Annotated in this window: 23 protein-coding genes; 10 read left to right on the forward strand and 13 right to left on the reverse strand. The window is 63.0% G+C overall.

What is annotated here, in order from left to right; genetic code table 11:
• Positions 1 to 89: 89 nt before the first annotated feature.
• From NUV89_RS08765 to NUV89_RS08785, 5 genes are all read right to left on the reverse strand, one after another.
• Positions 90 to 1,367 carry a flavohemoglobin expression-modulating QEGLA motif protein gene (locus NUV89_RS08765; protein ID WP_017738326.1) on the reverse strand — a complete coding sequence of 426 codons (1,278 nt, stop codon included), beginning with the start codon at positions 1,365 to 1,367 and terminating at the stop codon, positions 90 to 92.
• Positions 1,368 to 1,410: 43 nt separating this feature from the next.
• Positions 1,411 to 2,127, reverse strand: a complete 717-nt coding sequence (locus NUV89_RS08770) for a TetR/AcrR family transcriptional regulator (protein WP_026136994.1) — start codon at positions 2,125 to 2,127, stop codon at positions 1,411 to 1,413.
• Between the two features lie 106 nt (positions 2,128 to 2,233).
• A complete protein-coding gene (gene lysS / locus NUV89_RS08775) occupies positions 2,234 to 3,736 on the reverse strand; it encodes a lysine--tRNA ligase (RefSeq protein WP_017738328.1) in 1,503 nt (500 codons plus the stop codon).
• A gap of 32 nt (positions 3,737 to 3,768) precedes the next feature.
• Positions 3,769 to 4,864 (reverse strand): peptide chain release factor 2 gene (prfB, locus tag NUV89_RS08780; RefSeq protein ID WP_100215725.1). Its coding sequence is split into 2 segments (ribosomal slippage): positions 3,769 to 4,791 and positions 4,793 to 4,864, totalling 1,095 coding nucleotides; the frame shifts between segments, so codons are not numbered across the junction.
• An 893-nt stretch (positions 4,865 to 5,757) separates the two neighbouring features.
• Positions 5,758 to 6,933, reverse strand: a complete 1,176-nt coding sequence (locus NUV89_RS08785; RefSeq protein WP_257780982.1) for an NnrS family protein — start codon at positions 6,931 to 6,933, stop codon at positions 5,758 to 5,760.
• A gap of 134 nt (positions 6,934 to 7,067) precedes the next feature.
• Between NUV89_RS08785 and NUV89_RS08790 the strand changes: the two genes are divergently transcribed.
• Complete coding sequence (locus NUV89_RS08790) at positions 7,068 to 7,751, forward strand: Crp/Fnr family transcriptional regulator (RefSeq protein WP_257780983.1); 684 nt, start codon at positions 7,068 to 7,070, stop codon at positions 7,749 to 7,751.
• Positions 7,748 to 7,939, forward strand: a complete 192-nt coding sequence (locus tag NUV89_RS08795; RefSeq protein WP_257780984.1) for a protein DnrP — start codon at positions 7,748 to 7,750, stop codon at positions 7,937 to 7,939. Before NUV89_RS08790 ends, NUV89_RS08795 begins: the two co-directional genes overlap by 4 nt.
• On the opposite strand, the gene NUV89_RS08800 is transcribed toward NUV89_RS08795, so the two are convergent.
• From NUV89_RS08800 to NUV89_RS08835, 8 genes are all read right to left on the reverse strand, one after another.
• Positions 7,933 to 9,774, reverse strand: coding sequence for a nitric oxide reductase activation protein NorD (locus tag NUV89_RS08800; RefSeq protein WP_257780985.1), 1,842 nt, complete (start codon positions 9,772 to 9,774; stop codon positions 7,933 to 7,935). The genes NUV89_RS08795 and NUV89_RS08800 overlap by 7 nt on opposite strands.
• A gap of 65 nt (positions 9,775 to 9,839) precedes the next feature.
• The gene (locus tag NUV89_RS08805; protein ID WP_257780986.1) at positions 9,840 to 11,261 is read right to left on the reverse strand and encodes a cbb3-type cytochrome c oxidase subunit I; all 1,422 of its coding nucleotides are present in this window, start codon (positions 11,259 to 11,261) and stop codon (positions 9,840 to 9,842) included.
• Between the two features lie 3 nt (positions 11,262 to 11,264).
• Entirely contained in the window at positions 11,265 to 11,705 is a 441-nt protein-coding gene (locus tag NUV89_RS08810; RefSeq protein WP_257780987.1) for a cytochrome c, read from the reverse strand.
• A gap of 108 nt (positions 11,706 to 11,813) precedes the next feature.
• On the reverse strand, positions 11,814 to 12,170 hold the full coding sequence (locus NUV89_RS08815) for a hypothetical protein (protein ID WP_257780988.1): 357 nt from the start codon (positions 12,168 to 12,170) through the stop codon (positions 11,814 to 11,816).
• Positions 12,167 to 13,147 carry a hypothetical protein gene (locus NUV89_RS08820; protein ID WP_257780989.1) on the reverse strand — a complete coding sequence of 327 codons (981 nt, stop codon included), beginning with the start codon at positions 13,145 to 13,147 and terminating at the stop codon, positions 12,167 to 12,169. The genes NUV89_RS08815 and NUV89_RS08820 overlap by 4 nt, the downstream gene beginning before the upstream one ends.
• A gap of 155 nt (positions 13,148 to 13,302) precedes the next feature.
• Entirely contained in the window at positions 13,303 to 13,536 is a 234-nt protein-coding gene (locus NUV89_RS08825; protein ID WP_257780990.1) for a cytochrome C oxidase subunit IV family protein, read from the reverse strand.
• A gap of 7 nt (positions 13,537 to 13,543) precedes the next feature.
• Complete coding sequence (locus NUV89_RS08830; RefSeq protein WP_257780991.1) at positions 13,544 to 14,107, reverse strand: cytochrome c oxidase subunit 3; 564 nt, start codon at positions 14,105 to 14,107, stop codon at positions 13,544 to 13,546.
• The gene (locus NUV89_RS08835) at positions 14,091 to 14,867 is read right to left on the reverse strand and encodes a CbbQ/NirQ/NorQ/GpvN family protein (protein WP_257780992.1); all 777 of its coding nucleotides are present in this window, start codon (positions 14,865 to 14,867) and stop codon (positions 14,091 to 14,093) included. Before NUV89_RS08835 ends, NUV89_RS08830 begins: the two co-directional genes overlap by 17 nt.
• Before the next feature lie 193 nt (positions 14,868 to 15,060).
• Between NUV89_RS08835 and NUV89_RS08840 the strand changes: the two genes are divergently transcribed.
• Genes NUV89_RS08840 through NUV89_RS08875 form a run of 8 tightly spaced genes read left to right on the forward strand, consistent with a single transcriptional unit; the run spans position 15,061 to position 20,456 of the window.
• Entirely contained in the window at positions 15,061 to 16,734 is a 1,674-nt protein-coding gene (locus tag NUV89_RS08840; RefSeq protein WP_257780993.1) for a nitrite reductase, read from the forward strand.
• Between the two features lie 24 nt (positions 16,735 to 16,758).
• A complete protein-coding gene (locus tag NUV89_RS08845) occupies positions 16,759 to 17,073 on the forward strand; it encodes a c-type cytochrome (RefSeq protein ID WP_257780994.1) in 315 nt (104 codons plus the stop codon).
• Positions 17,074 to 17,089: 16 nt separating this feature from the next.
• Positions 17,090 to 17,407 carry a cytochrome c gene (locus NUV89_RS08850; RefSeq protein ID WP_308220190.1) on the forward strand — a complete coding sequence of 106 codons (318 nt, stop codon included), beginning with the start codon at positions 17,090 to 17,092 and terminating at the stop codon, positions 17,405 to 17,407.
• Positions 17,404 to 18,573 carry a cytochrome D1 domain-containing protein gene (locus tag NUV89_RS08855; protein WP_257780995.1) on the forward strand — a complete coding sequence of 390 codons (1,170 nt, stop codon included), beginning with the start codon at positions 17,404 to 17,406 and terminating at the stop codon, positions 18,571 to 18,573. Before NUV89_RS08850 ends, NUV89_RS08855 begins: the two co-directional genes overlap by 4 nt.
• A 1-nt stretch (position 18,574) precedes the next feature.
• Positions 18,575 to 19,033, forward strand: coding sequence for an Lrp/AsnC family transcriptional regulator (locus tag NUV89_RS08860; protein ID WP_257780996.1), 459 nt, complete (start codon positions 18,575 to 18,577; stop codon positions 19,031 to 19,033).
• Positions 19,030 to 19,545, forward strand: a complete 516-nt coding sequence (locus NUV89_RS08865) for an AsnC family protein (RefSeq protein WP_257780997.1) — start codon at positions 19,030 to 19,032, stop codon at positions 19,543 to 19,545. The genes NUV89_RS08860 and NUV89_RS08865 overlap by 4 nt, the downstream gene beginning before the upstream one ends.
• Positions 19,538 to 19,981: an Lrp/AsnC family transcriptional regulator gene (locus NUV89_RS08870; protein ID WP_257780998.1), complete on the forward strand. Its 444-nt coding sequence runs from the start codon at positions 19,538 to 19,540 to the stop codon at positions 19,979 to 19,981. The genes NUV89_RS08865 and NUV89_RS08870 overlap by 8 nt, the downstream gene beginning before the upstream one ends.
• Positions 19,956 to 20,456: a nitrite reductase gene (locus tag NUV89_RS08875; protein ID WP_257780999.1), complete on the forward strand. Its 501-nt coding sequence runs from the start codon at positions 19,956 to 19,958 to the stop codon at positions 20,454 to 20,456. Before NUV89_RS08870 ends, NUV89_RS08875 begins: the two co-directional genes overlap by 26 nt.
• The last annotated feature ends 4 nt before the right edge of the window (positions 20,457 to 20,460 follow it).

Consider the following 20,460-nt stretch of genomic DNA (forward strand, 5'->3'; position numbering starts at 1 on the left):
GGGTCAGTCAAGATATCCGTGCCTGATACACCGCTTTCGCGAGCAAGCCCGCTCCCACATTTTTGATCCGGTTTCGTCAGTTACATGCTCTACAAGATATTCGAGTAATCCGCCTCGATCCGATCCAGGCTCAAGTGGTTGAGGAAGTTGGAGAAGCACATCCACGCCGCCAGCGCGTTCATGTCGCGGAACTGCTCCGGCAAATACTTCGGCGGCACCACCAGGCCTTCATCGACCAATTGGCGCAGGGTGCGCATGTCTTCCAGGGTGGTCTTGCCGCAAAACAGCAGCGGCACTTGTTCCAGCTTGCCTTTGCGCACGGCCAGCTGGATGTAGTTGTAGACCATGATAAAGCCCTTGAGGTAGGACAGATCCTTGGTAAACGGCAGACCCGTCGGCACCGAGCCACGGAATACGCGACTGGCGTTGCCGTAGCTTTCGGCCATTTCAAAGCCTTGCTCACGGAAGAACTCGAACACCTGCAAAAAGTCGGCGCCCTCCTCCACCATGTGGATGGCGCGCGTGCGGTTGGTCAACTTGCGCAGGCGGCTGGGGTAGGAGGCGAAGGTGATGATCTCCATCAGGATCGCCAGGCCTTCCTGGGTCACGGTGGACGACGGCGGGCCCTTGGACAGGAAGGTGCAGATCGGCTGGTTCTGGCCGTTGAGGGTGGTGCCGACGTGCACCAGGCCTTCATGCACTTCCAGGGCGCGCACGTCGCGGTCGTTGAACATCGCGTCGGCGCGGATCTTGATGTAGTCGGCGCCCGCCGCCGCGTCGGCGACGATGCCGTCGGACTCGAACACGCGGATGGTTTCCTCGGCCTCGCCAAACACCTTGTTCAGCCGGGTTTGCAGCAGGGCGACGGCGTCCTTGGCGGTGAGGGTCTTGGCCTCATCCTTCAAGTCGCCACGGCCGTCGATATTGTTCAGGTAGTCGGAGAGCATCAGGCCGAGGTCGGCCAGGGTCGGGTCACCGGCGTGGAACGCATCGGAGGCGGCGCCGTAGAGTTCCTGGGAGATCAGGCCGAAGTCTTCGGTGCCACGCGCTTCGAGCATGCGCACCACCATGCGGTATTCGCGGCACATGCGGCGCATGATCTGCCCCACCGGGCTGAACTGGCCGAGGCGACGGGTGATGTCGCGCTCGATGTTCTGGAACTCCAGTTTCACCGCGCTGGAATCGAACGACAGTGGCCGGTTGAGGTAATAGTCACGGCTGACGGCCGGCATTTCCTTGCCCTTGGCCTTGAGGAACCCCTGGCGAATGCTGTCGTCCCACTTCACGGCGTCGAGGACGCGAATCGGTGTTTGCGCCAGCACAATGCGATCAGACAAGGTGCGTATCGTCTGCTGGTAATCGTCCACCTGGAACTTCCTCTATAAACGTTATGTGCCCCAGCAGCCTACGTCAGACCGACGCCAACACCAAATGCATGTAGCGTTTGAGGATCTCAAGCATCTCTTCACCGGTCAGGCTGTCTGCGCTGCCGAGCAGGCCCTGATACTCCATCCGACCGATGATAGCCGTCAACACCTTGGCATCCTGCTGCGGCTCGCGCGAACCCAAGACCTGGAAAAACTGCCCGGTGCCCTGCAACAGGATCTGCTGGTGGGAGCGCACCAACTCGGCCAGGCGCGGGTTCAGCAGGGCTTCCTGGCGAAACGCCTGCTCGGCCATCAAGTGTTCACGACGGTTGGTCAGTTGGCGCATCACGTAGTCGGCCGTCAGCCGGGCGATGTCATCGGCCAGTTGCGAGCGCGACTGCGGGCTGCCATCGCCATAAGCGACCATCTCCCGCAGCAAGCCTTCGTTGCGCACCCACAGCTTGCCCATGAACGCCGCGCTGCGTTCGACGTATTGGGCGAAGGTATCGGTGAGCAGGTCATCGATATCCTTGAAATAGTAGGTGGTGGCCGACAGCGGCACGCCGGCCTCCGCCGCCACGGCGCGATGGCGAACGCCACGTACGCCATCACGCACGACGATGCGCATGGCCGCATCGAGAATGTCTTGCCGACGCTGCTCGCTGCCCCGGCGACTGGCCTTGCGGCCCTGGTACTGGACACTTTCCGCCACGGCAGCAGCAATGCCGGCGGCGCCTTCTTGAGCCATAACGCGGTTCACCACATACATCCTTGAATAGATCAAAACCTGGCGCTATTTGCTTGACGCTTAAATACGCCACATAAAAAAGCCGCCTTATAAAAGGCGGCTTCGGATTTCGCTTCGCTTACGCTTGTGGCCGCATGTGCGGGAACAAGATCACATCGCGGATCGACGGCGAGTTGGTCAACAACATCACCAGGCGGTCGATGCCGATACCTTCACCAGCGGTCGGCGGCATGCCGTACTCCAGGGCGCGAACGAAGTCGGCGTCGTAGTGCATGGCTTCGTCGTCGCCGGCGTCCTTGTCGGCCACCTGGGCCATGAAGCGCTCGGCCTGGTCTTCCGCGTCATTCAACTCGGAGTAGGCGTTGGCGATTTCACGGCCGCCGATGAACAGCTCGAAACGGTCAGTGACGTTCGGGTTGTCATCGTTGCGACGGGCCAGCGGCGACACTTCGAACGGGTACTGGGTAATGAAGTGCGGCTGTTCCAGCTTGTGCTCCACCAGTTCTTCGAAAATCATCACCTGCAGCTTGCCCAGGCCTTCGAAGCCGAGCACCTTGGCCCCGGCTTTCTTGGCGATGGCGCGGGCCTTGTCGATGTCGGTCAGGTCGTCAGCGGTCAGCTCAGGGTTGTACTTGAGGATCGAATCGAACACCGACAGACGCACGAACGGCTCGCCGAAGTGGAACACCTTGTCGCCGTACGGCACGTCGGTGCTGCCCAGGACCAGCTGCGCCAGCTCGCGGAACAGTTCTTCGGTCAGGTCCATGTTGTCTTCGTAGTCGGCGTAGGCCTGGTAGAACTCCAACATGGTGAATTCTGGGTTGTGACGGGTCGAAACGCCTTCGTTACGGAAGTTGCGGTTGATCTCGAACACTTTCTCGAAACCGCCAACCACCAGGCGCTTGAGGTACAACTCCGGCGCGATACGCAGGAACATTTCCATGTCCAGCGCATTGTGGTGGGTTTCGAACGGCTTGGCCGCGGCACCACCGGGGATGGTTTGCAGCATCGGCGTTTCGACTTCGAGGAAGTCACGCGCCATCAGGAAGCTGCGGATGTGCGCGATCACTTGCGAACGCACACGGAAAGTGTGGCGCACGTCTTCGTTGACGATCAGGTCAACGTAGCGTTGGCGGTAGCGTTGTTCGGTGTCGGTCAGGCCGTGGTGCTTGTCTGGCAGTGGGCGCAGGGACTTGGTCAACAGGCGCACATTGGTCATTTCAACGTACAGGTCGCCCTTGCCCGAACGGGCCAGGGTGCCTTCGGCAGCAATGATGTCGCCCATGTCCCAGGTTTTCACCGCGGCCAGGGTTTCTTCCGACAGGGTTTTACGGTTGACGTAGACCTGGATGCGCCCGGTCATGTCCTGGATCACCATGAAGGAGCCACGGTTGAGCATGATGCGACCTGCCACCTTGACCGGGATCGCAGCCTCTGCCAGCTCTTCCTTGGTCTTGTCGGCGTATTGCTTCTGCAACGCATCGCAGTAGTTTTCGCGACGGAAGTCGTTGGGGAAGGCATTGCCCTTGGCGCGCTCGGCAGCAAGCTTTTCCTTGCGCAGGGCGATCAGGGAGTTTTCTTCCTGTTGCAGGGCTTGCGGGTCGAGTTGTTGGTCGCTCATGTCTTTAAATCTTCCATCACAGAATTAGGGTGTTACAGGCCTGATTTCAGGCTCGCTTCCAGATACTCGTCGATGTCGCCATCGAGCACCTTGTCGCAGTCGCTGCGTTCGATGTTGGTGCGCAGATCCTTGATCCGCGACGCATCGAGCACATAGGAACGGATCTGGTGACCCCAGCCGATGTCCGACTTGGTGTCTTCCAGCGCCTGGGAAGCGGCGTTGCGCTTCTGCATTTCCTGCTCGTACAACTTGGCCCGCAGCATTTTCATGGCGGTGTCTTTGTTGGCGTGCTGGGAACGTTCGTTCTGGCAGCTGACCACGGTGTTGGTCGGTACGTGGGTGATACGTACGGCCGAGTCGGTGGTGTTTACGTGCTGGCCACCGGCACCGGAGGAGCGGTAGGTGTCGATGCGCAGGTCGGCCGGGTTGATCTCGATCTCGACCTTGTCGTCGATCTCTGGCGAGACGAACACCGCGCTGAACGAGGTGTGGCGACGGTTGCCGGAGTCGAACGGGCTCTTGCGCACCAGGCGGTGCACGCCGATCTCGGTCCGCAACCAGCCAAAGGCGTATTCACCCTTGATATGCACGGTCGCGCCCTTGATACCGGCGACTTCACCGGCGGACAGTTCCATGATGGTCGCTTCGAAACCGCGCTTGTCGGCCCAGCGCAGGTACATGCGCAGCAGGATGTTGGCCCAGTCCTGGGCCTCGGTGCCACCGGAACCGGCCTGGATATCCAGGTAGGCGTTGTTCGGGTCCATCTCGTGGCTGAACATGCGGCGGAATTCGAGTTTGGCGAGGTTTTCCTCGAGACGGGCCAGCTCGGCGACGACATCGCCCACTGCGCCTTCGTCGTTTTCTTCGACGGCCATGTCCAGCAGGTCACGGCAATCGGCCAGACCGGTGTTCAGTTCGTCGAGGGTATCGACGATCTGCGCCAGCGCAGCGCGCTCGCGGCCCAGTTCCTGGGCGTATTCAGGTTTGTTCCAGACAGCAGGATCTTCAAGCTCGCGATTGACTTCGGTCAGACGCTCATGCTTTTGATCGTAGTCAAAGATACCCCCGAATAGTTTCGGAGCGCTCGGACAGGTCCTTGATGGTGTTAAGGATCGGGTTGATTTCCATGGCGGGCAGCACTCGTTGGCGAACTTTTGAAAGCCGGCGAGTATAACGGCAAACGGGGGGGAGCGGCAGTCCGCTTGGCGAAAAGGCTCGGGGTTGGTGGTGGTTTGTTGGTGTGTATATCCGTTATTTAGGTAACGGCTACTTATGGTTCCGCCCTTACGGCGGCTCACTTTGGAAAAGCCCCAAAGTAAGCAAAGGGCTCTTGCCCCAACACTCGGTGCCTCGCCTAGGCTCGGCATGCCCGTAATCCGACATGAATTTGGGGGGCCGCCGCCACGCGCCATCCATGGCGCGGGGCGGCTAAACCGGCATCCCTGCCGGTTTACCCCCCAAATCCCTGCCGAATTCCGGCCAGCGTGTTTAACGGGGCGCCCAAGATCAAAAACAAAAGCGAGGCGGCCTAGTAGCCGACCTGATCGACGAAGCGTGCGCGGCCCCCTGTGGGAGCTGGCTTGCCTGCGATGGCATCAACTGGGTTTGCCTGATGTACCGAGGTGTCTGCATCGCAGGCAAGCCAGCTCCCACATTTTTAACCGAGATCGACAGGAAAAATGCCGGTCGGCTTTCAGGCCGCCGCGCTTTTGCTTTTGATCTTACTTGCCCCGTCAAACACGCTGGCCGAACGCAGGCTTGAATCCGTGGGCAACCCGGCAGGACGCCGGGTTAGCCGCCCCGCGCCATGGATGGCGCGTGGCGGCGGCCCACGGATTCAAGCCTGCGTTCGGGCACACCGAGCCTAGGCGAGGTGCCGAGTGTTGGGGCAAGAGCCCTTTGGTTACTTTGGGGCTTTTCCAAAGTGACCCGCCGTAAGGGCGGAACCATAGGCAGCCGTTACCGAAGAAACGGATATGTACACCGACCGACCGCCATCGCAGGCAAGCCAGCTCCCACACTTACCCCGGATGCCCATCCACCCGCGCCCGCCACAACATCGGCCCATACCGCCACAAGTACAGCCCAAACCCGCAACACCAACACACCCCCGCCAACCACAACGCCGCCACCGGCCACACCAGCACCAGCAACACCCGGCACACACAGGCCAGATTCAGCAGCACAAAAGCCAGCCCCATCCCCCGTGGCGGTTGCAACGGCCGGCCGGTATGGCCGAGGGTGACCCGGGCGATCATCGCCAGGATCAGGCCGCCCATGGCCCCCACCGTCAGCGCATGCACCGCCAAACTAGGATTCAACGGCGCGCCGGAATGCCACAGCGCCATGCCCAGGCAGGCTAGCGCAAGCCAGGCGTACGCCAGGTGCAATGACCACAGCAATGGCACCCGCCACAGCCCACGATCCTGCCAGCGCACCAAACGCAGCAGGTGCCCCAGGCCCAGCACGGCGAACAGCGCGCCAAGCCACAGGCTGGGGAACAGCGCCACCCCGGTGGCGTAGCACAACGCAACCAGGATCGACCCACCGAGCAACAGATGATCCAGCCACGGCCATGGCTTGACCGCCTCGACCCGGCCCAGGCCACGCTGTGTGAAAAATGGAATCACCCGCCCGCCGATCAAGCCCATCATCGCCGCCACCAGCCACAACCCGGTGAGCACGGCCTGCCGTTGCAGGCCCGCGTCATACAGCGACAGCCCATCCGCCACCGCCAGCAGCACCAACACCAGCACAATCGGGTAGTTGCGCCGTTGCCGCACTTTCCACAGCGTCCAGCCCATCACCCCGGCCACGGCCAGCGGGAAGCTCAGTTCCAGCGGCGCCAGCACCGGCCACGGCGCGTTGAGCAACCAACCCAGGCGCGCCGCCAGCCACACCGCCGCCAGCGCAGCCAGGGGCGCACCGCTAAGGCCGGGACGGCCGGTCCAGGTCTGCACCGCCGTCAGCAGGAAGCCGGCGATGATCGCCACTCCAAAACCAAACAACAGCTCATGCCGATGCCACGCCAGCCACCCGCCCGCCGGTTGCCAACCGCCGGTCATGCCGCCCAATGCCAGCAGCCACAAGGGAATCGCCAGCGCCGCCAACAGGCACGCGCCGAGGAAAAATGGCCGGAAGGCCAGGCGAAACAACGGGGTAATCGACAATGCCTTGCGCCGATCCAGTACGTGCATGTTGCGGCTCCTCAACTCAGTTCTGTGGCGATGGTGCGCCTGTGCCCGCGTCTTGCCCTTGTCGCAGATCAAGCCCCGCCAAGGGCAGTCGGATTAGCCTTGAGCCCCCTTCCCCTTTGTGTCCCGAGGTATTGATGGTGCTCCATCGTGTCCATCACCAGATCCTGCGCAGTCACCACCTGTTCGAGCCCATGGACGAGGCCCAACTGAGTGAGTTGATGAGCAACAGCCAGTTGCTCAATGTCGACAAGGGCGAGCCGCTGTTTCGCCAGGGCGAACCGGCCGATGCGTTTTACTTTGTGATTGCCGGTGCGGTGAAAATCTACCGCCTGACGCCGGACGGCCAGGAGAAAGTCTTCGAGGTGATCGGCGAACGCCAGACCTTTGCCGAAGCGATGATGTTGATGGACACGCCCAACTATGTGGCGTGCGCCGAAGCGGTGTGCCCGACCCAGGTGTATCGCCTGTCCAACGCCACCTATATGCGCCTGTTGCAGAGCAACAGCCGCCTGACCTTTGCCTTGCTCGGCACGCTGTGCGTACGCCTGCACCAGCGGGTCAATGAGATCGAGACGTTGTCGCTGAAAAACGCCACCCACCGCGTGGTGCGCTACCTGCTCACGCAACTGGTGCGCCTGCAGAACACCGAGACGCGCTTTGAACTGCCCATGGCCAAGCAGTTGATTGCCGGGCACTTGTCGATTCAGCCGGAGACGTTCTCGCGGATTATCCGGCGCCTGATCGATGAAAAAATCATCACCCAGGAAGGTCGCCATATCGCCATTCTCGACCGTTCGCGCCTGGAGCAATTCGAGTGAAAACCTGCCTCTACTGCCAGCATCGCAATGCCGTGGCGCGCGACACCTGCGAGCACTGCGCCATGCCGCTGCCGGCGTCCGAGGCCAGCAAGCAGGCCCGGCGGCTGAGCCGCTTCCAGTGGTTTTGCCTGGGGCTGCTGCTGTTTTGCATCGCGATGTTCTTCTGGTTGCCCCGGGATATTTACTGACCTTCGGTCAACTGCCGGTACAGCTGCGGCAAGCGCTGCGGCAACTGCTGCGGCTGGCGGATCAGGGTGAAGCCATTCGCGCCAAACATGTACGGCAGGTAGTCACCGGCCTGTTTGTCGATGGTGATGCAGAACGGGATCAAGCCCGCGCGCCGCGCCTGCAGCACCGCCTGGCGGGTGTCTTCGACGCCATAGCGGCCCTCGTACAGGTCCAGGTCATTGGGCTTGCCATCGGTGAGCAGCAACAGCAGCTTGCGCCGTTGCGGGCAGGCGCCCAACAGCTGGGTGGCCTGGCGGATCGCGGCGCCCATGCGTGTGTAATAACCCGGCTTGAGGCCCTGGATCGCGCCGCGTATGCGGTCGTCGTAGGGTTGCTGGAAGGACTTGAGCACCTGCAAGCGCACCTGATGCCGGCGCAGGGACGAAAACCCATACAACGCAAACCGGTCCCCGGCGCCGGCCAGGCTTTCACCGAACAGCAGCAGGCTGTCACGGATCACGTCGATGACTTTTTGCGTGTCGTTCAGATGGGCGTCGGTAGACATCGACAGGTCCGCCAGCAGCAGGCACGCGAGGTCGCGCTGGCGGTGACGCTGCTCCATGAACAGGCCGCGCTCGGCACAGGCCGCGTGCTGGCGCTGCACATGAAAATCCAGCCAGGCTTGCAGGTCGAGTTCGCTGCCCTGGGGTTGCTGGCGCTGCCATTGGCGGTCGGTGCGCAGCAACTGGAACTGGCGCCGCAGGCGCTGGGCCTGGGCTTGCAGGCGTGGCGGCAGCGGTTGCGGTGCAGCGTCGCGTGGCTGCATCAGTTGCAGGTTGACGAAGGCGTCTTGCAGGCGCTGTTGGCGATAGTCCCATTCGGGCAGCTTGATGCCTTCGCCGAGGGGGATGTCATCGACGTCGGCGGGCGGCAGGTCGAGGTGCAGTTTCAGGCCGCCGCTCTTGCGCACGCGTTGGCGCGACAGGCTCAACTGGTCGAGGTCTTCGGCGACGCGCGCGGCGTCCGGGTCGTGGCCGTCGTCGGTCCAGCGGTCGAGGTCGACGTGTTCGGTCCAGCTGAACAGGTTTTCCAGGCGGACCACCAGCAGGCCACCGTCGCGACGTTGGTCGTCCAGGCGCGAGGCGCGTTTGGGCGCACCCTGTTGCTCACCGGACTGGGCGGCGAGGTCGTCGCCTTCATCAAAGAGGTCGGCGCTTTGCGGCGTGTCCAGGTGCAGCGGCGGGTACAGCCATAACGGCAACGGCCAGGGCGCACGTTCACTGCGCGGCAAGTGGCGCACGCTGCCGGGTTCGCGCAGGGCCTTGCGCAAGGCTTTTTCCAACGCCGCTTCGGCGGGGCGCAGGCTGGCAGGGTCGGGGCGCAGGGCGAGATGGGCATCGACCAGGCGGCGGTAGCTGGGGGCAATGGCGGGATAGCGTTGCAGCAGCAGCCAGGTCCAGCGCTGGTTGTCCCGCGCCCAATGGGTCATCGGGCCGGACTGTGCGGCGAGCAGCGCCAGCCAGCGGTAGAGCTCCTGGTTGAGGGCGGCGTGGGGGAACACCGCCAGGCGCGACGGCAGGCGCAAGCGGTTGCCGTCGCAGCAAGCCAGCGGCGCCTGTTTGCAGGTGCCGGCGATGCGCATCAGCAGGTTGCGGCGCAGCAGCAGGTCGCGTTCGCCCGCCGCCTCCAGGGCGATGCCGCCCGCGCCGCCGAGGGCGCGAAACAGCAGCGCCAGGCTGCGTTGGCGGTCGCGCAGGTCCACCGGCGCGGCGGGGAAATCCACGCTCGCACGGCGGGTGATAAAGCGGTGCCAGGCACTGCCGACCCACTCTTCCAGCTCCAGGGTAAAGGCCATGGGCATTGCTCCAAACGTAAAACGGCCCGCTGTACCCGCCGGGCCGCCCTCTTGGGGATTAACGATCAGTTCACACTCGGCACCGGTTCACCGACCACCGTGCGCCGGTGCCGGAAGCTGTACAGGTAGCAGAGCAGCCCCAGCAGGAACACCACGCCGCTGGCCAACCGCGCCCAGAACAACGTGTTCAGATGCTCCACCGTGGCCATGAAGGGCAGCGCCACGCCGTCCACCGGCCAACGCTGCAGCCACACCTGCACCACGCCGGCGGCGGTGAGGAACAGGGTAATCATCACCATCGACACCACCATCAGCCAGAAGCCCCAGACCTCAATGGTCTGCGCGCGTGCATCCGGCGCTTCACCGAGGCCACGCAGGCGCGGCATGGCGTAGCTAATCAAGGTCATCACGATCATGGCGTAGGCACCGAAGAACGCCAGGTGCCCGTGGGCCGCCGTGAGCTGGGTGCCGTGGGTGTAGAAGTTGACCGGTGCCAAGGTGTGCAGGAAGCCCCAGACCCCGGCGCCGAAGAACGCTGTCACCGTGGTGCCCTTGGCCCACAACGTCGCGGCGCGGTTGGGGTGCTCGCGGCGCCGGCGTTTGACCATGGTAAAGGCGAACATCACCATCGCCAGGAACGGCAGCGGCTCCAGCGCCGAGAAGATCGAGCCAACCCACAGCCACACTTGCGGCGCGCCGATCCAGAAGAAGTGGTGCCCGGTGCCGATGATCCCGGTGATGAGCGCCATGGCGATAATCACGTACAGCCACTTCTCCACCACTTCGCGGTCCACACCGGTGACCTTTATCAGCACGAACGCCAGCATCGAGCCCATGATCAATTCCCACACGCCTTCGACCCACAGGTGCACCACCCACCACCAGTAGAATTTGTCCCGCGCCAGGTTGCCGGGGTTGTAGAAGGAGAACAGGAAGAACACGGCGAGGCCGATCAGCCCGGTCATCATCACCATGCTCACCGTGGTCTTGCGGCCCTTGAGCAGGGTCATGCCGATGTTGTAGAGAAAGCCCAGGCAGACCACCACGATGCCCATCTTGGTGATGGTCGGCTGTTCAAGGAACTCGCGGCCCATGGTGGGCAGCAGCTCGTTGTGGGTGAGCTTGGCCAGCGCCGCATAGGGCACCAGCAGGTAGCCGAGGATGGTCAGCACCCCGGCCACGGCAAACACCCAGAACAACAGGATCGCCAGTTTCGGACTGTGCAGCTCGCGGTCCGCCTCCTCGGGCACCAGGTAATAGGCGGCGCCCATGAAGCCGAACAACAGCCAGACGATCAGCAGGTTGGTGTGGACCATCCGAGCCACGTTGAACGGGATCAGCGGGAACAGAAAGTCGCCCACCACGTATTGCAGGCCCATGACCAGGCCGAACAGTACCTGGCCGACAAACAGCATCAGGGCAAACACAAAGTAGGGTTTGGCCACGGCCTGGGATTGGAATTTCAGATAGGGATTGGCGCTGCGCATGGCTCAGCCCTCCTTGTTCGGTGGCCAGTTATTGGTGTCGATCTTCGAGCTCCACTTGAGGAACTCGGCCATATCGTCCACCTCCTGGTCACTGAGGTTGAATTGCGGCATGGCCCGGCGCCCTGGCACGCCCAGGGGTTGCATCTTCATCCAGGCGTGCAGGAACGGCTTGAACCCTTCCTCACCGCCCCGGCGCTGGAACACATTGCCCAACTCCGGCGCAAAGTAGGCGCCCTCGCCCAACAGGGTGTGGCAGCCAACGCAGTTGTTGCGCTCCCACACCCCTTTGCCGCGCACCACCGATTCAGTCAGCTGGTCGACGTTGCTGCGGGCGGGAAAGGTTTGTTCGGTGTGGTAGGTCAGGGCCAGGAAAATCAGGAAGAAGAACACGCTCCCTCCGAAGTAGATATTCCTGGCCATGCCCTTGGTGAAGGTCTCTGACATGGTCGTCTTCCTCATGGCTTGGCGGGGGCCATGATAGGAAGGCGGGGGGTGAAAAGTGATTGATGGCGATCAAGAAGTGGGGATTGTGGAGGGCTTGGCCCTCCCACATTAAGTCAACATCAATCCTGCTGCTGTCATGATCAGCGCAGCGAGGTGAGTGATGGCACACGGGATGATGATCCAGCGTTTTAATTGCCCCGGCACGCTTGCAACTTCATCAAGATCCACGAGCCTACGCCAGTAAAACACTTTAGGCATCACCAACACATACGCCATCAGATTCAACCGCAAAGGCCTCCCATCGAGAGGCCAGCTACGAAACAAGTGCTTGCAGGAAACGATGAACACGCTGTGAGGCAAGTAGCCTTCTGCGGCTTCAAGCTTGGTGAACATACTGTAATAGAGCAGAGGAAGGCTAAGTAGCATGACCACTCCTGCGCCCATGCCTATGAACTCAAGATTCATCGTTCACTCCGGGAGCTTTCATAGAGATAAGTGCCCACATGCTCTCCAAGCTTATTGCCCTGCGCACCTCCTAAGAGCCCTCCGGCCGTGCCTCCGACAATTGCACAAGCCAGAGCTCCAGCACCCGCTGTAGGTATGCCGAACACCACAGCACAAGCGATTACCGCTGTCGATGCGCCTAGGTAGCCAATACGCGCTGCTCCAGCCACCCCAAACACCAGCTTTCCACCCTCGACATATTTAGCCTTCGTACACACCTCCTCCCGCCCCAACGAACAGGCCTCGGTGATCTCCAACGCCGTGACGCCCACATCCAGTGCGATCCCGATATACGTGCCTTTTTTCAACATTTGCGAGGCCTTGGCGACACGTGTGACGGTCTCTTCATACCGCCGAATCTCACCATGGTGCCAATAGCTCTTACTGGAGATTCCGAGCATTTTCTTGATGGAGCCTTCGTTTTTCAGGCCCGTTCCCAGACGCGCCAGCCCGGACAACTGGCCATCCAGTTGCGTGAACAACGCCCGGCGTTTGAGCAGGAACTCATCCCTCGCAGCCATGCTGCCTTTGCGCAGGTACTGCTTATGCAACACGTCGATGTCCTTGAGGGTCTGCTCGACTTGCGCCAGGTGCCTGCTCCAGGCGCCGCTGGCACTGCCGATGCTGAGGGACGCATGGGTCATGATGGCCTGCAGCTGGTCATAGTTTTTTATCAGAAAGTGATCGGCGGCAGAATGCGCCAGCAGCGCGTGTTTCACATGCTGTGCCGAGCGCATCAACTTGGCTTCTTCAGGGGTGCAAGACGCTGTACGGCTATCGCCGATAATCACCAGGTGCCCAGGCAGCACCACGGTGTTGCGGATGTGTTGGTTGAGGGTGTCGAACTTTGTCTGTGTATGCGGATCAAGCGACAAGCTGAGCTTGAGCAATGGGTAGGGTTGCGGTCGTTCATTGATAAATGCGTAGGGTCCTTGCATCGCGTGCACCTCCAAGACTGTGGCGCACGACTATAGGAAGGCATTGCAGAGAGGCTAAGGCAGTGTCCGGGGCGTAACTTGTGTTTCGGAAGTGAACTACAAATGAGTAGGCAATTGCCTACATGAACGAACCACTGATTAACGCTGTAACTACATCAGCAGCTAACACCGATCAGCAGCACCAGCACCACAGCCCATCCCAACAGCATCAGGCGCCACCCCCAGGGCGCATGCCGCAACTCCATGAACCCGTCCGCAATCAGCCACGCCTTGGAAACCGCCAACAACAGCACCACCAACCACACCCCCACAGCGCCCGCCAGCACCGTTCCGGCACTCAGCGACACCAGCACCGCCCAACACACCAGCAACCCCTGCGACGCACTCATCGGCCACTCACCCCATCACGTAAACCACCGGAAACAACACCACCCACACCAAATCCACCATGTGCCAATACAGCACCCCCGATTCCACCCCGCTGACTGCCACCCTGCCCCGCCAGCAAGCCACGGCCAGCCAGCCGAGGATCAGCATGCCCAGCAGCACATGCAAAAAATGAAACCCCGTGAGCAGCCAATACAAGGTAAAGAACCGGCTGTACTCCAGGCCCAGCCCAACACCTGCCAGGTGGGCGTATTCGCCGAGTTTGATCGCCACGTATACCAGCGCCACCAGCAGCGCCGCCACCAACAGGGCGGCGGCGCGCCGTGAACGTTGCACGCGTACCTGTTGCACTGCCAGCGCCGCCAGCAAGCCGGCGGTCAGCAGGCTTACCGTCATCGCCAGCCCGGTGGAGCTGTCCAGCTGGCTGCGGCCGGTCGCAAACACTTCAGGCTCAAGACGCTGCGTCACCGCAAATGCCAGGATCAAAATCGCAAACACCGTCAGCTCGGCAAGGATGAAAAACCACATCGCCAAGTCACCCGGCAGGCGGCGTGATTCAGGCAAAGTGCACATCCACCACGTCCATCAGTGCCGCGACGGTTTGCGGGTCGTCGCTCAGGGCCTGGGCCAGGCAGGCCAGGCAGGCTTCGCGCGGTGGCATGCCGGCGGCGATCAGGCGGGCGGTGAAGATCAGCAGGCGCGTGGAGGCGACTTCCTCCAGGTCGTGTTGATCGAGACGGCGCAACGCCTGGCCCAAGCGCACCACTTCAGCCGCCAGCGCACTGTCCACCTGGGCCTCCTGGGCGACGATGCGCGCTTCGTCCGCCGCCGCCGGATAGTCGAAGCGCATGGCCACGAAGCGCTGGCGGGTGCTGGGTTTCATGCCCTTGAGCAGGTTCTGGTAACCGGGGTTATACGACACCACCAGCATGAACGACGGCGGCGCCTTGACCACTTCCCCCGTGCGTTCCAGGTACAACTCGCGGCGGTCGTCGGCCACCGGGTGCAGCACCACCGCTGTGTCCTGGCGGGCCTCGACCACTTCATCCAGGTAACAGATGCCACCTTCGCGCACGGCGCGGGTCAGCGGGCCGTCCTGCCACCAGGTGCCCTGGGCGCCGATCAAGTGGCGGCCAATCAGGTCGGCGGCACTGAGGTCGTCGTGACAGGCGACGGTGTACAGCGGCAACTGCAGGCGGTGCGCCATATGCTGCACAAAGCGGGTCTTGCCGCAGCCCGTGGGGCCCTTTATCAGCACCGGCATGCGGTGGCGCCAGGCGTGTTCGAACAGCAGGCATTCATTGTCGACGGGTTGATAGAACGGCTCGGTCATCACACACATCCAAAGCAGGTTTGCGGCCACGCTAAGGGCGCCTGCGACAACCTGGCAAGCGCTACCCAAGGCAAACTTGATCGCCGTCAAGCGAGCATTCCAACACCTCGCCATAGTCTGGCCAGGCACTAAGAACCTGCGCCCGCACCCTGTTGCGCGGCACCGCAAAGGTCTCGCCTGAGGAGTAAATGGAATGCTGACTCGCCACACAAAAACCTTGACCCTGAGCCTCGCCAGCCTGAGCTGCGCGCTGGCCCTCGCCCTGCCCCTGAGCGCCCATGCCGCCGCCACGCCCGCCGTGGTGAAGACCGCCGGTGCGCCGGACATCAGCCAGGCCGACTTCGACGCCTCCAAGCAGCTTTACTTCGAGCGCTGCGCCGGCTGCCACGGCGTGCTGCGCAAGGGCGCCACCGGCAAACCGCTGACCCCGGACATCACCCAGTCCCGTGGCCAGGCGTATCTGGAAGCGCTGATTACCTACGGTTCCCCCGCCGGCATGCCGAACTGGGGCACCTCCAATGCGCTGACCAAAGCCCAGATCAGCAGCATGGCCACCTTCATCCAGCACACCGCGCCCACTCCGCCGGAATGGGGCATGGCCGAGACGCTCAAGACCTGGAAAGTGCTGGTCAAGCCAGCAGACAGGCCCAAGCGCCAGCTGAATAAACTCAACCTGGAAAACCTGTTCTCCGTAACCCTGCGCGACGACGGCAAGATCGCCCTGATCGATGGCGACACCAAGCAGATCGTCAAGCTGATCGACACCGGCTACGCCGTGCACATCTCGCGGATTTCCGCCTCGGGCCGCTACCTGCTGGTGATCGGCCGCGATGCCAAGATCGACATGATCGACCTGTGGCCCGCCGAGCCGACCAAGGTCGCCGAGATCAAGGTCGGCATCGAAGCGCGCTCGGTGGAGACCTCCAAGTTCAAGGGCTACGAGGACAAATACACCATCGCCGGCTCCTACTGGCCGCCGCAGTTCACGATCATGGACGGCGAAACCCTGGAGCCCAGGCAGATCGTCTCGACCCGCGGCATGACCGTGGACAAGCAGGAGTACCACCCCGAACCGCGTGTGGCGGCGATCATTGCCTCCCACGAATGGCCGGAGTTCATCGTCAACGTCAAGGAAACCGGCAAGGTCATGCTGGTCAATTACCAGGACATCAAGAACCTCACCATCACCACCATCGACGCCGCGCCGTTCCTGCATGACGGCGGTTGGGACAGCACCCATCGCTACTTCCTCACGGCGGCCAACAACTCGAACAAGGTCGCGGTGATCGACTCCAGGCAGCGCACCCTCACCGCCCTGGTGGACGTCGGCAAGACCCCACACCCCGGGCGTGGCGCCAACTTCGTGCACCCGCAATACGGGCCGGTGTGGGCCACCAGCCACCTGGGCGATGGCGGCATCTCGTTGATCGGCACCGACCCGATCAAGCACGCGCAATACGCCTGGAAACAGGTGGCATCGCTCAGCGGCCAGGGTGGCGGTTCGCTGTTTATCAAGACCCACCCCAACTCCCATCACCTCTACGTCGACACCACCCTCAACCCCGACGCCAAGCTCAGCCAGTCGGTGGCGGTATTCGACATCAACCAGCTCGACAAGGGCTACAGCGTGCTGCCGATCGCCGAGTACTCGGGCATCAAGCAAGGCGCACTGCGTGTGGTGCAACCGGAATACAACAAGGCCGGTGACGAGGTGTGGTTCTCGGTGTGGAACGGCCAGACCGAGGAGTCGGCGCTGGTGGTGATCGACGACAAGACCCTCAAGCTCAAGCAGGTGATAAAGGACAAGCGCCTGATTACACCGACCGGCAAGTTCAACGTGTTCAACACCCAACACGACATTTATTGAGCCGCATCAACAAGAGAACCCGCCATGAAAAATATGCTCCTCGCATTGCTCGCCAGCACCGCCTTTATCGGCCTGCAACCGGCCCTCGCCGAGGACGGCCCGGCGCTGTTCAAGAGCAAACCTTGCGCGGCCTGCCACAGCATCGACAGCACAGTGGTCGGGCCGTCGCTCAAGGAGGTCGCCGCCAGGAACGCGGCGGTGAAAGACGCCGCCACCACCCTCGCCAGCCATATCAAGAACGGCACCCAGGGCAACTGGGGACCGATCCCGATGCCGCCGAACCCGGTGACGGATGCCGAAGCGAAGACGTTGGCCACCTGGATCCTGACCTTGAAATAACCCCAAGGAGCACGCCATGCAAGTTTCGATGATCGCTACGGCCGTGGCGCTGCTCCTACTTATTCCCGCGCCCGTCAACGCGGCCGTGGATGCCCGGCGCCTGGAGCACCTGCTGACCCAGGACTGCGGCGCCTGCCACGGCCTGTACCTGACCGGCGGCCTTGGCCCGCCCCTGACGCCCCAGGCCCTGGCCGGGCACAGCCGTGACAGCCTGATCGCCACCGTGACCCATGGCCGCCCGACCCGCGCGATGCCTGGCTGGGCGCCGCTGCTCAGCGCCAGCGAGATCGCCTGGCTGGTCGACCGTCTCTTGCAAGGAAGCCTCGCGCCATGATCCGTCCCCTGTGTTTGTCCCTGTGCCTGTTGCTCGGCGCCTGCACCCAGCCCACGTTGCGCGGCACCGGCGACCTGGGCGTGGTGATCGAACGCGCCAGCGCCAGTGTGCAAATCATTGAAACCAGCGGCATGACCGCCCTGGCACGCCTCGACGGCCTGGGTGACCTGTCCCACGCCTCGGTGGTGTTTTCCCGCGACCAGCGCTACGCCTACGTGTTTGGCCGCGACGGCGGGCTGACCAAAGTTGACCTGTTGGGCCAGCGCATTGAAAAACGCATCATCCAGGGCGGCAACAGCATTGGCGGCGCGATCAGCCAGGATGGGCGCCTGATTGCCGTGTCCAATTACCTGCCCGGCGGGGTCAAGGTGTTTGATGCCGCCACCCTGGCCTTGGTCGCCGACATCCCCGCCACTGCGCTGCCCGACGGTAAACGTTCACGGGTGGTGGGCCTGGTGGACGCGCCCGGCCAGCGCTTCGTGTTCAGCCTGTTCGACACGGGCGAGATCTGGAGCGCGGACTTCAGCCACGGCACCCCGCCCACCCTCAGCCGCTTCAACGACATCGGCGAGCAACCCTACGACGCGCTAATCACCGCCGATGGCCGCTACTACATGGCCGGGCTGTTCGGTGAAGACGGCATGGCCCAACTCGACCTGTGGCACCCGGAACAAGGGGTCAAGCGGGTGCTCGCCGACTACGGCCGCGGCCAGGCCAAACTGCCGGTGTACAAAATGCCCCACCTCGAAGGCTGGGCCGTGGCCGACCACCAGGCCTTCGTGCCCGCCGTGGGCCGCCACCAAGTGTTGGTGATGGACGCACGCAGCTGGCAGCAGACTGCGGCGATCGCCGTGGCCGGCCAGCCGATCTTCGTCACCGCGCGGCCGGACGGGCGCCAGCTGTGGGTCAACTTCGCCTACCCCGACAACGACCGCGTGCAGGTGCTCGACAGCCAAACCCACCAGATCGTCGCCGACCTGCGCCCCGGTCCCGGCGTGCTGCACATGGAGTTCACCGGGCGTGGCGAGCAGCTGTGGCTGTCGGTACGCGACGGTGAGCAGGTGCAGGTCTGGGACCCGTATCGCCTGACCTTGCTCAAGACCTTGCCGGCCTTGAGCCCCAGTGGAGTTTTCTTCAGCAGCCGCGCGCAAAAAATGGGGTATTGAGATGGACCTTGACCTGCTCAGCCAACAATTGATCGAACGCTACCAACACGGCATGCCGCTGTGCGCCGAACCCTATCGGGAAATGGCCAAGGTGCTGGGCTGCCGCGAAGCCGAGGTGATGGCTTGCCTGCAACGCCTGGAACTGGCCGGCGCCCTCTCGCGCATCGGCCCGGTGTTCGAGCACACCCGCGCCGGCGCCAGCACCCTGGCCGCCCTGGCGGTGCCGCTGGAACGCCTGGAACAGGTGGCCCGGCGGGTCAGCCAGTACCCGGAGGTCAATCACAACTATGCCCGCGAGCACCATTACAACCTGTGGTTCGTGCTCACCGGGCCGCACCGCCAGCACCTGGAACAGGTCCTGGGCGAGCTGGAGAAAGACACCGGCCTGCGTCCCCTGGATTTGCCGATGCTCACCGCCTACCGCATCGACCTCGGGTTTTCCCTGGGAGTGCATCCGTGATCGCGCCCCTGAACCACGAACAAATGCTCGACCTGCGCCAGTGCCTGGAGCGCGGTTTGCCGGTGGTGAAGCGGCCCTATGACGACCTCGCCGAGCGCATCGGCGCCCATCACGACCAGGTGTTGCAGCAGATGCAGCAATGGCAGGAGCAAGGCCTGTTCCGGCGTGTCGGCCTGGTGCTCAACCACCGTGCCCTGGGCTTTGTCGCCAATGCCATGCTGGTGCTCGATGTGCCGGATGCGCTGGTGGATGAAGTGGGCACGCGCCTGGGCCGCGCGCCGCGCATCAACCTGTGTTACCAGCGCCCGCGCCGCCTGCCGCTGTGGCGCTACAACCTGTTCTGCATGGTGCATGGCCGTGAACGCGAGGAGGTCGTGGCGCATATCCGCGCGGTGCTGGAGCAGCAACAGCTGAGTGACCTGCCCCACCACCTGCTGTTCAGTACCCGTGCCTACAAACAATGCGGCGGCCGTTTTGCGCCGCCACCGTCCCAGGTATGGGCCCATGGATGACCTCGACCGCCGCCTCATCAACCGCCTGCAATGCGGCCTGCCGCTGGTGCGCCACCCCTGGCAACAACTGGCGCACGAGTTGGCGAGCCGTCCCGGCGAACTACTCGACCGCCTGCATGACTTGCTGGAAGACGGCGTATTGACGCGATTCGGCCCGATGTTTGACATCGAACAACTCGGCGGCGCCTTTACCCTCGCCGCCCTGGCCGTCCCCGAAGCGCGCTTCGAGACGGTGGCGGCGCAACTCAATGAGCTGCCGCAAGTGGCCCACAACTACCGCCGCGAGCACCACTGGAACATGTGGTTCGTGCTGGCCTGCGCCAGCGCCGCGGAGCTGGCACAGGCCTTGTCCCGCATCGAAGCCCTCACGGGGCTGGCGGTGCTCAACCTGCCGAAGGAGCACACCTACCATGTCGGTCTGTATTTCCCGGTCTGACAACGCCCTGGCCCTGCGCCTGATCGCCCTGACCCAAAGCGGCCTGCCGCTGGTGGAAGATCCCTGGGCCTGGCTCGCCGAGCAACTGGGCATCAGCGTCGAATCGACCCTGGACCTGCTCAAGCGCCTGCAAGCCGAAGGTGCGATCCGCCGCATCGCCGCGGTGCCCAATCATTACCGCCTGGGTTATCGGCACAACGGTATGACCGTGTGGGACGTGGCCGACGCGCAGCTGCCGCGCTTGGGTGAACTGCTGGGCGCGCAGCCCTTTGTCAGCCATTGCTACCGCCGCCCGCGCCGCGCGGATTGGCCGTACAACCTGTTCGCCATGGTGCACGGGCGCAGCCGCGAAGAAATCGACAGCTACCGCGAACACCTGCGCTACCTGCTGGGCGATGCCTGCCGCGCCGACGAGATGCTGGTGAGCAGCCGCATCCTGAAAAAAACCGGCCTGCGCCTGCCCCCCTCGCACTAAGGAG

It is taken from the genome of Pseudomonas sp. 18.1.10 (genome assembly GCF_024655625.1).
In the GTDB taxonomy this organism is placed as follows: Bacteria; Pseudomonadota; Gammaproteobacteria; order Pseudomonadales; family Pseudomonadaceae; genus Aquipseudomonas.

What these genes read in the sequence shown, in the direction of transcription:
- NUV89_RS08875 (WP_257780999.1), top strand. Translation starts at nt 19,956, where the DNA reads ATGTCGGTCTGTATTTCCCGGTCTGACAACGCCCTGGCCCTGCGCCTG.
- NUV89_RS08815 (WP_257780988.1), bottom strand. Translation starts at nt 12,170, where the DNA reads ATGAATCTTGAGTTCATAGGCATGGGCGCAGGAGTGGTCATGCTACTT.
- NUV89_RS08860 (WP_257780996.1), top strand. Translation starts at nt 18,575, where the DNA reads ATGGACCTTGACCTGCTCAGCCAACAATTGATCGAACGCTACCAACAC.
- NUV89_RS08800 (WP_257780985.1), bottom strand. Translation starts at nt 9,774, where the DNA reads ATGGCCTTTACCCTGGAGCTGGAAGAGTGGGTCGGCAGTGCCTGGCAC.
- NUV89_RS08820 (WP_257780989.1), bottom strand. Translation starts at nt 13,147, where the DNA reads ATGCAAGGACCCTACGCATTTATCAATGAACGACCGCAACCCTACCCA.
- NUV89_RS08855 (WP_257780995.1), top strand. Translation starts at nt 17,404, where the DNA reads ATGATCCGTCCCCTGTGTTTGTCCCTGTGCCTGTTGCTCGGCGCCTGC.
- NUV89_RS08850 (WP_308220190.1), top strand. Translation starts at nt 17,090, where the DNA reads ATGCAAGTTTCGATGATCGCTACGGCCGTGGCGCTGCTCCTACTTATT.
- NUV89_RS08835 (WP_257780992.1), bottom strand. Translation starts at nt 14,867, where the DNA reads ATGACCGAGCCGTTCTATCAACCCGTCGACAATGAATGCCTGCTGTTC.
- NUV89_RS08805 (WP_257780986.1), bottom strand. Translation starts at nt 11,261, where the DNA reads ATGCGCAGCGCCAATCCCTATCTGAAATTCCAATCCCAGGCCGTGGCC.
- NUV89_RS08830 (WP_257780991.1), bottom strand. Translation starts at nt 14,107, where the DNA reads ATGTGCACTTTGCCTGAATCACGCCGCCTGCCGGGTGACTTGGCGATG.
- NUV89_RS08790 (WP_257780983.1), top strand. Translation starts at nt 7,068, where the DNA reads ATGGTGCTCCATCGTGTCCATCACCAGATCCTGCGCAGTCACCACCTG.
- NUV89_RS08840 (WP_257780993.1), top strand. Translation starts at nt 15,061, where the DNA reads ATGCTGACTCGCCACACAAAAACCTTGACCCTGAGCCTCGCCAGCCTG.
- NUV89_RS08845 (WP_257780994.1), top strand. Translation starts at nt 16,759, where the DNA reads ATGAAAAATATGCTCCTCGCATTGCTCGCCAGCACCGCCTTTATCGGC.
- NUV89_RS08870 (WP_257780998.1), top strand. Translation starts at nt 19,538, where the DNA reads ATGGATGACCTCGACCGCCGCCTCATCAACCGCCTGCAATGCGGCCTG.
- NUV89_RS08810 (WP_257780987.1), bottom strand. Translation starts at nt 11,705, where the DNA reads ATGTCAGAGACCTTCACCAAGGGCATGGCCAGGAATATCTACTTCGGA.
- lysS (WP_017738328.1), bottom strand. Translation starts at nt 3,736, where the DNA reads ATGAGCGACCAACAACTCGACCCGCAAGCCCTGCAACAGGAAGAAAAC.
- NUV89_RS08825 (WP_257780990.1), bottom strand. Translation starts at nt 13,536, where the DNA reads ATGAGTGCGTCGCAGGGGTTGCTGGTGTGTTGGGCGGTGCTGGTGTCG.
- NUV89_RS08785 (WP_257780982.1), bottom strand. Translation starts at nt 6,933, where the DNA reads ATGCACGTACTGGATCGGCGCAAGGCATTGTCGATTACCCCGTTGTTT.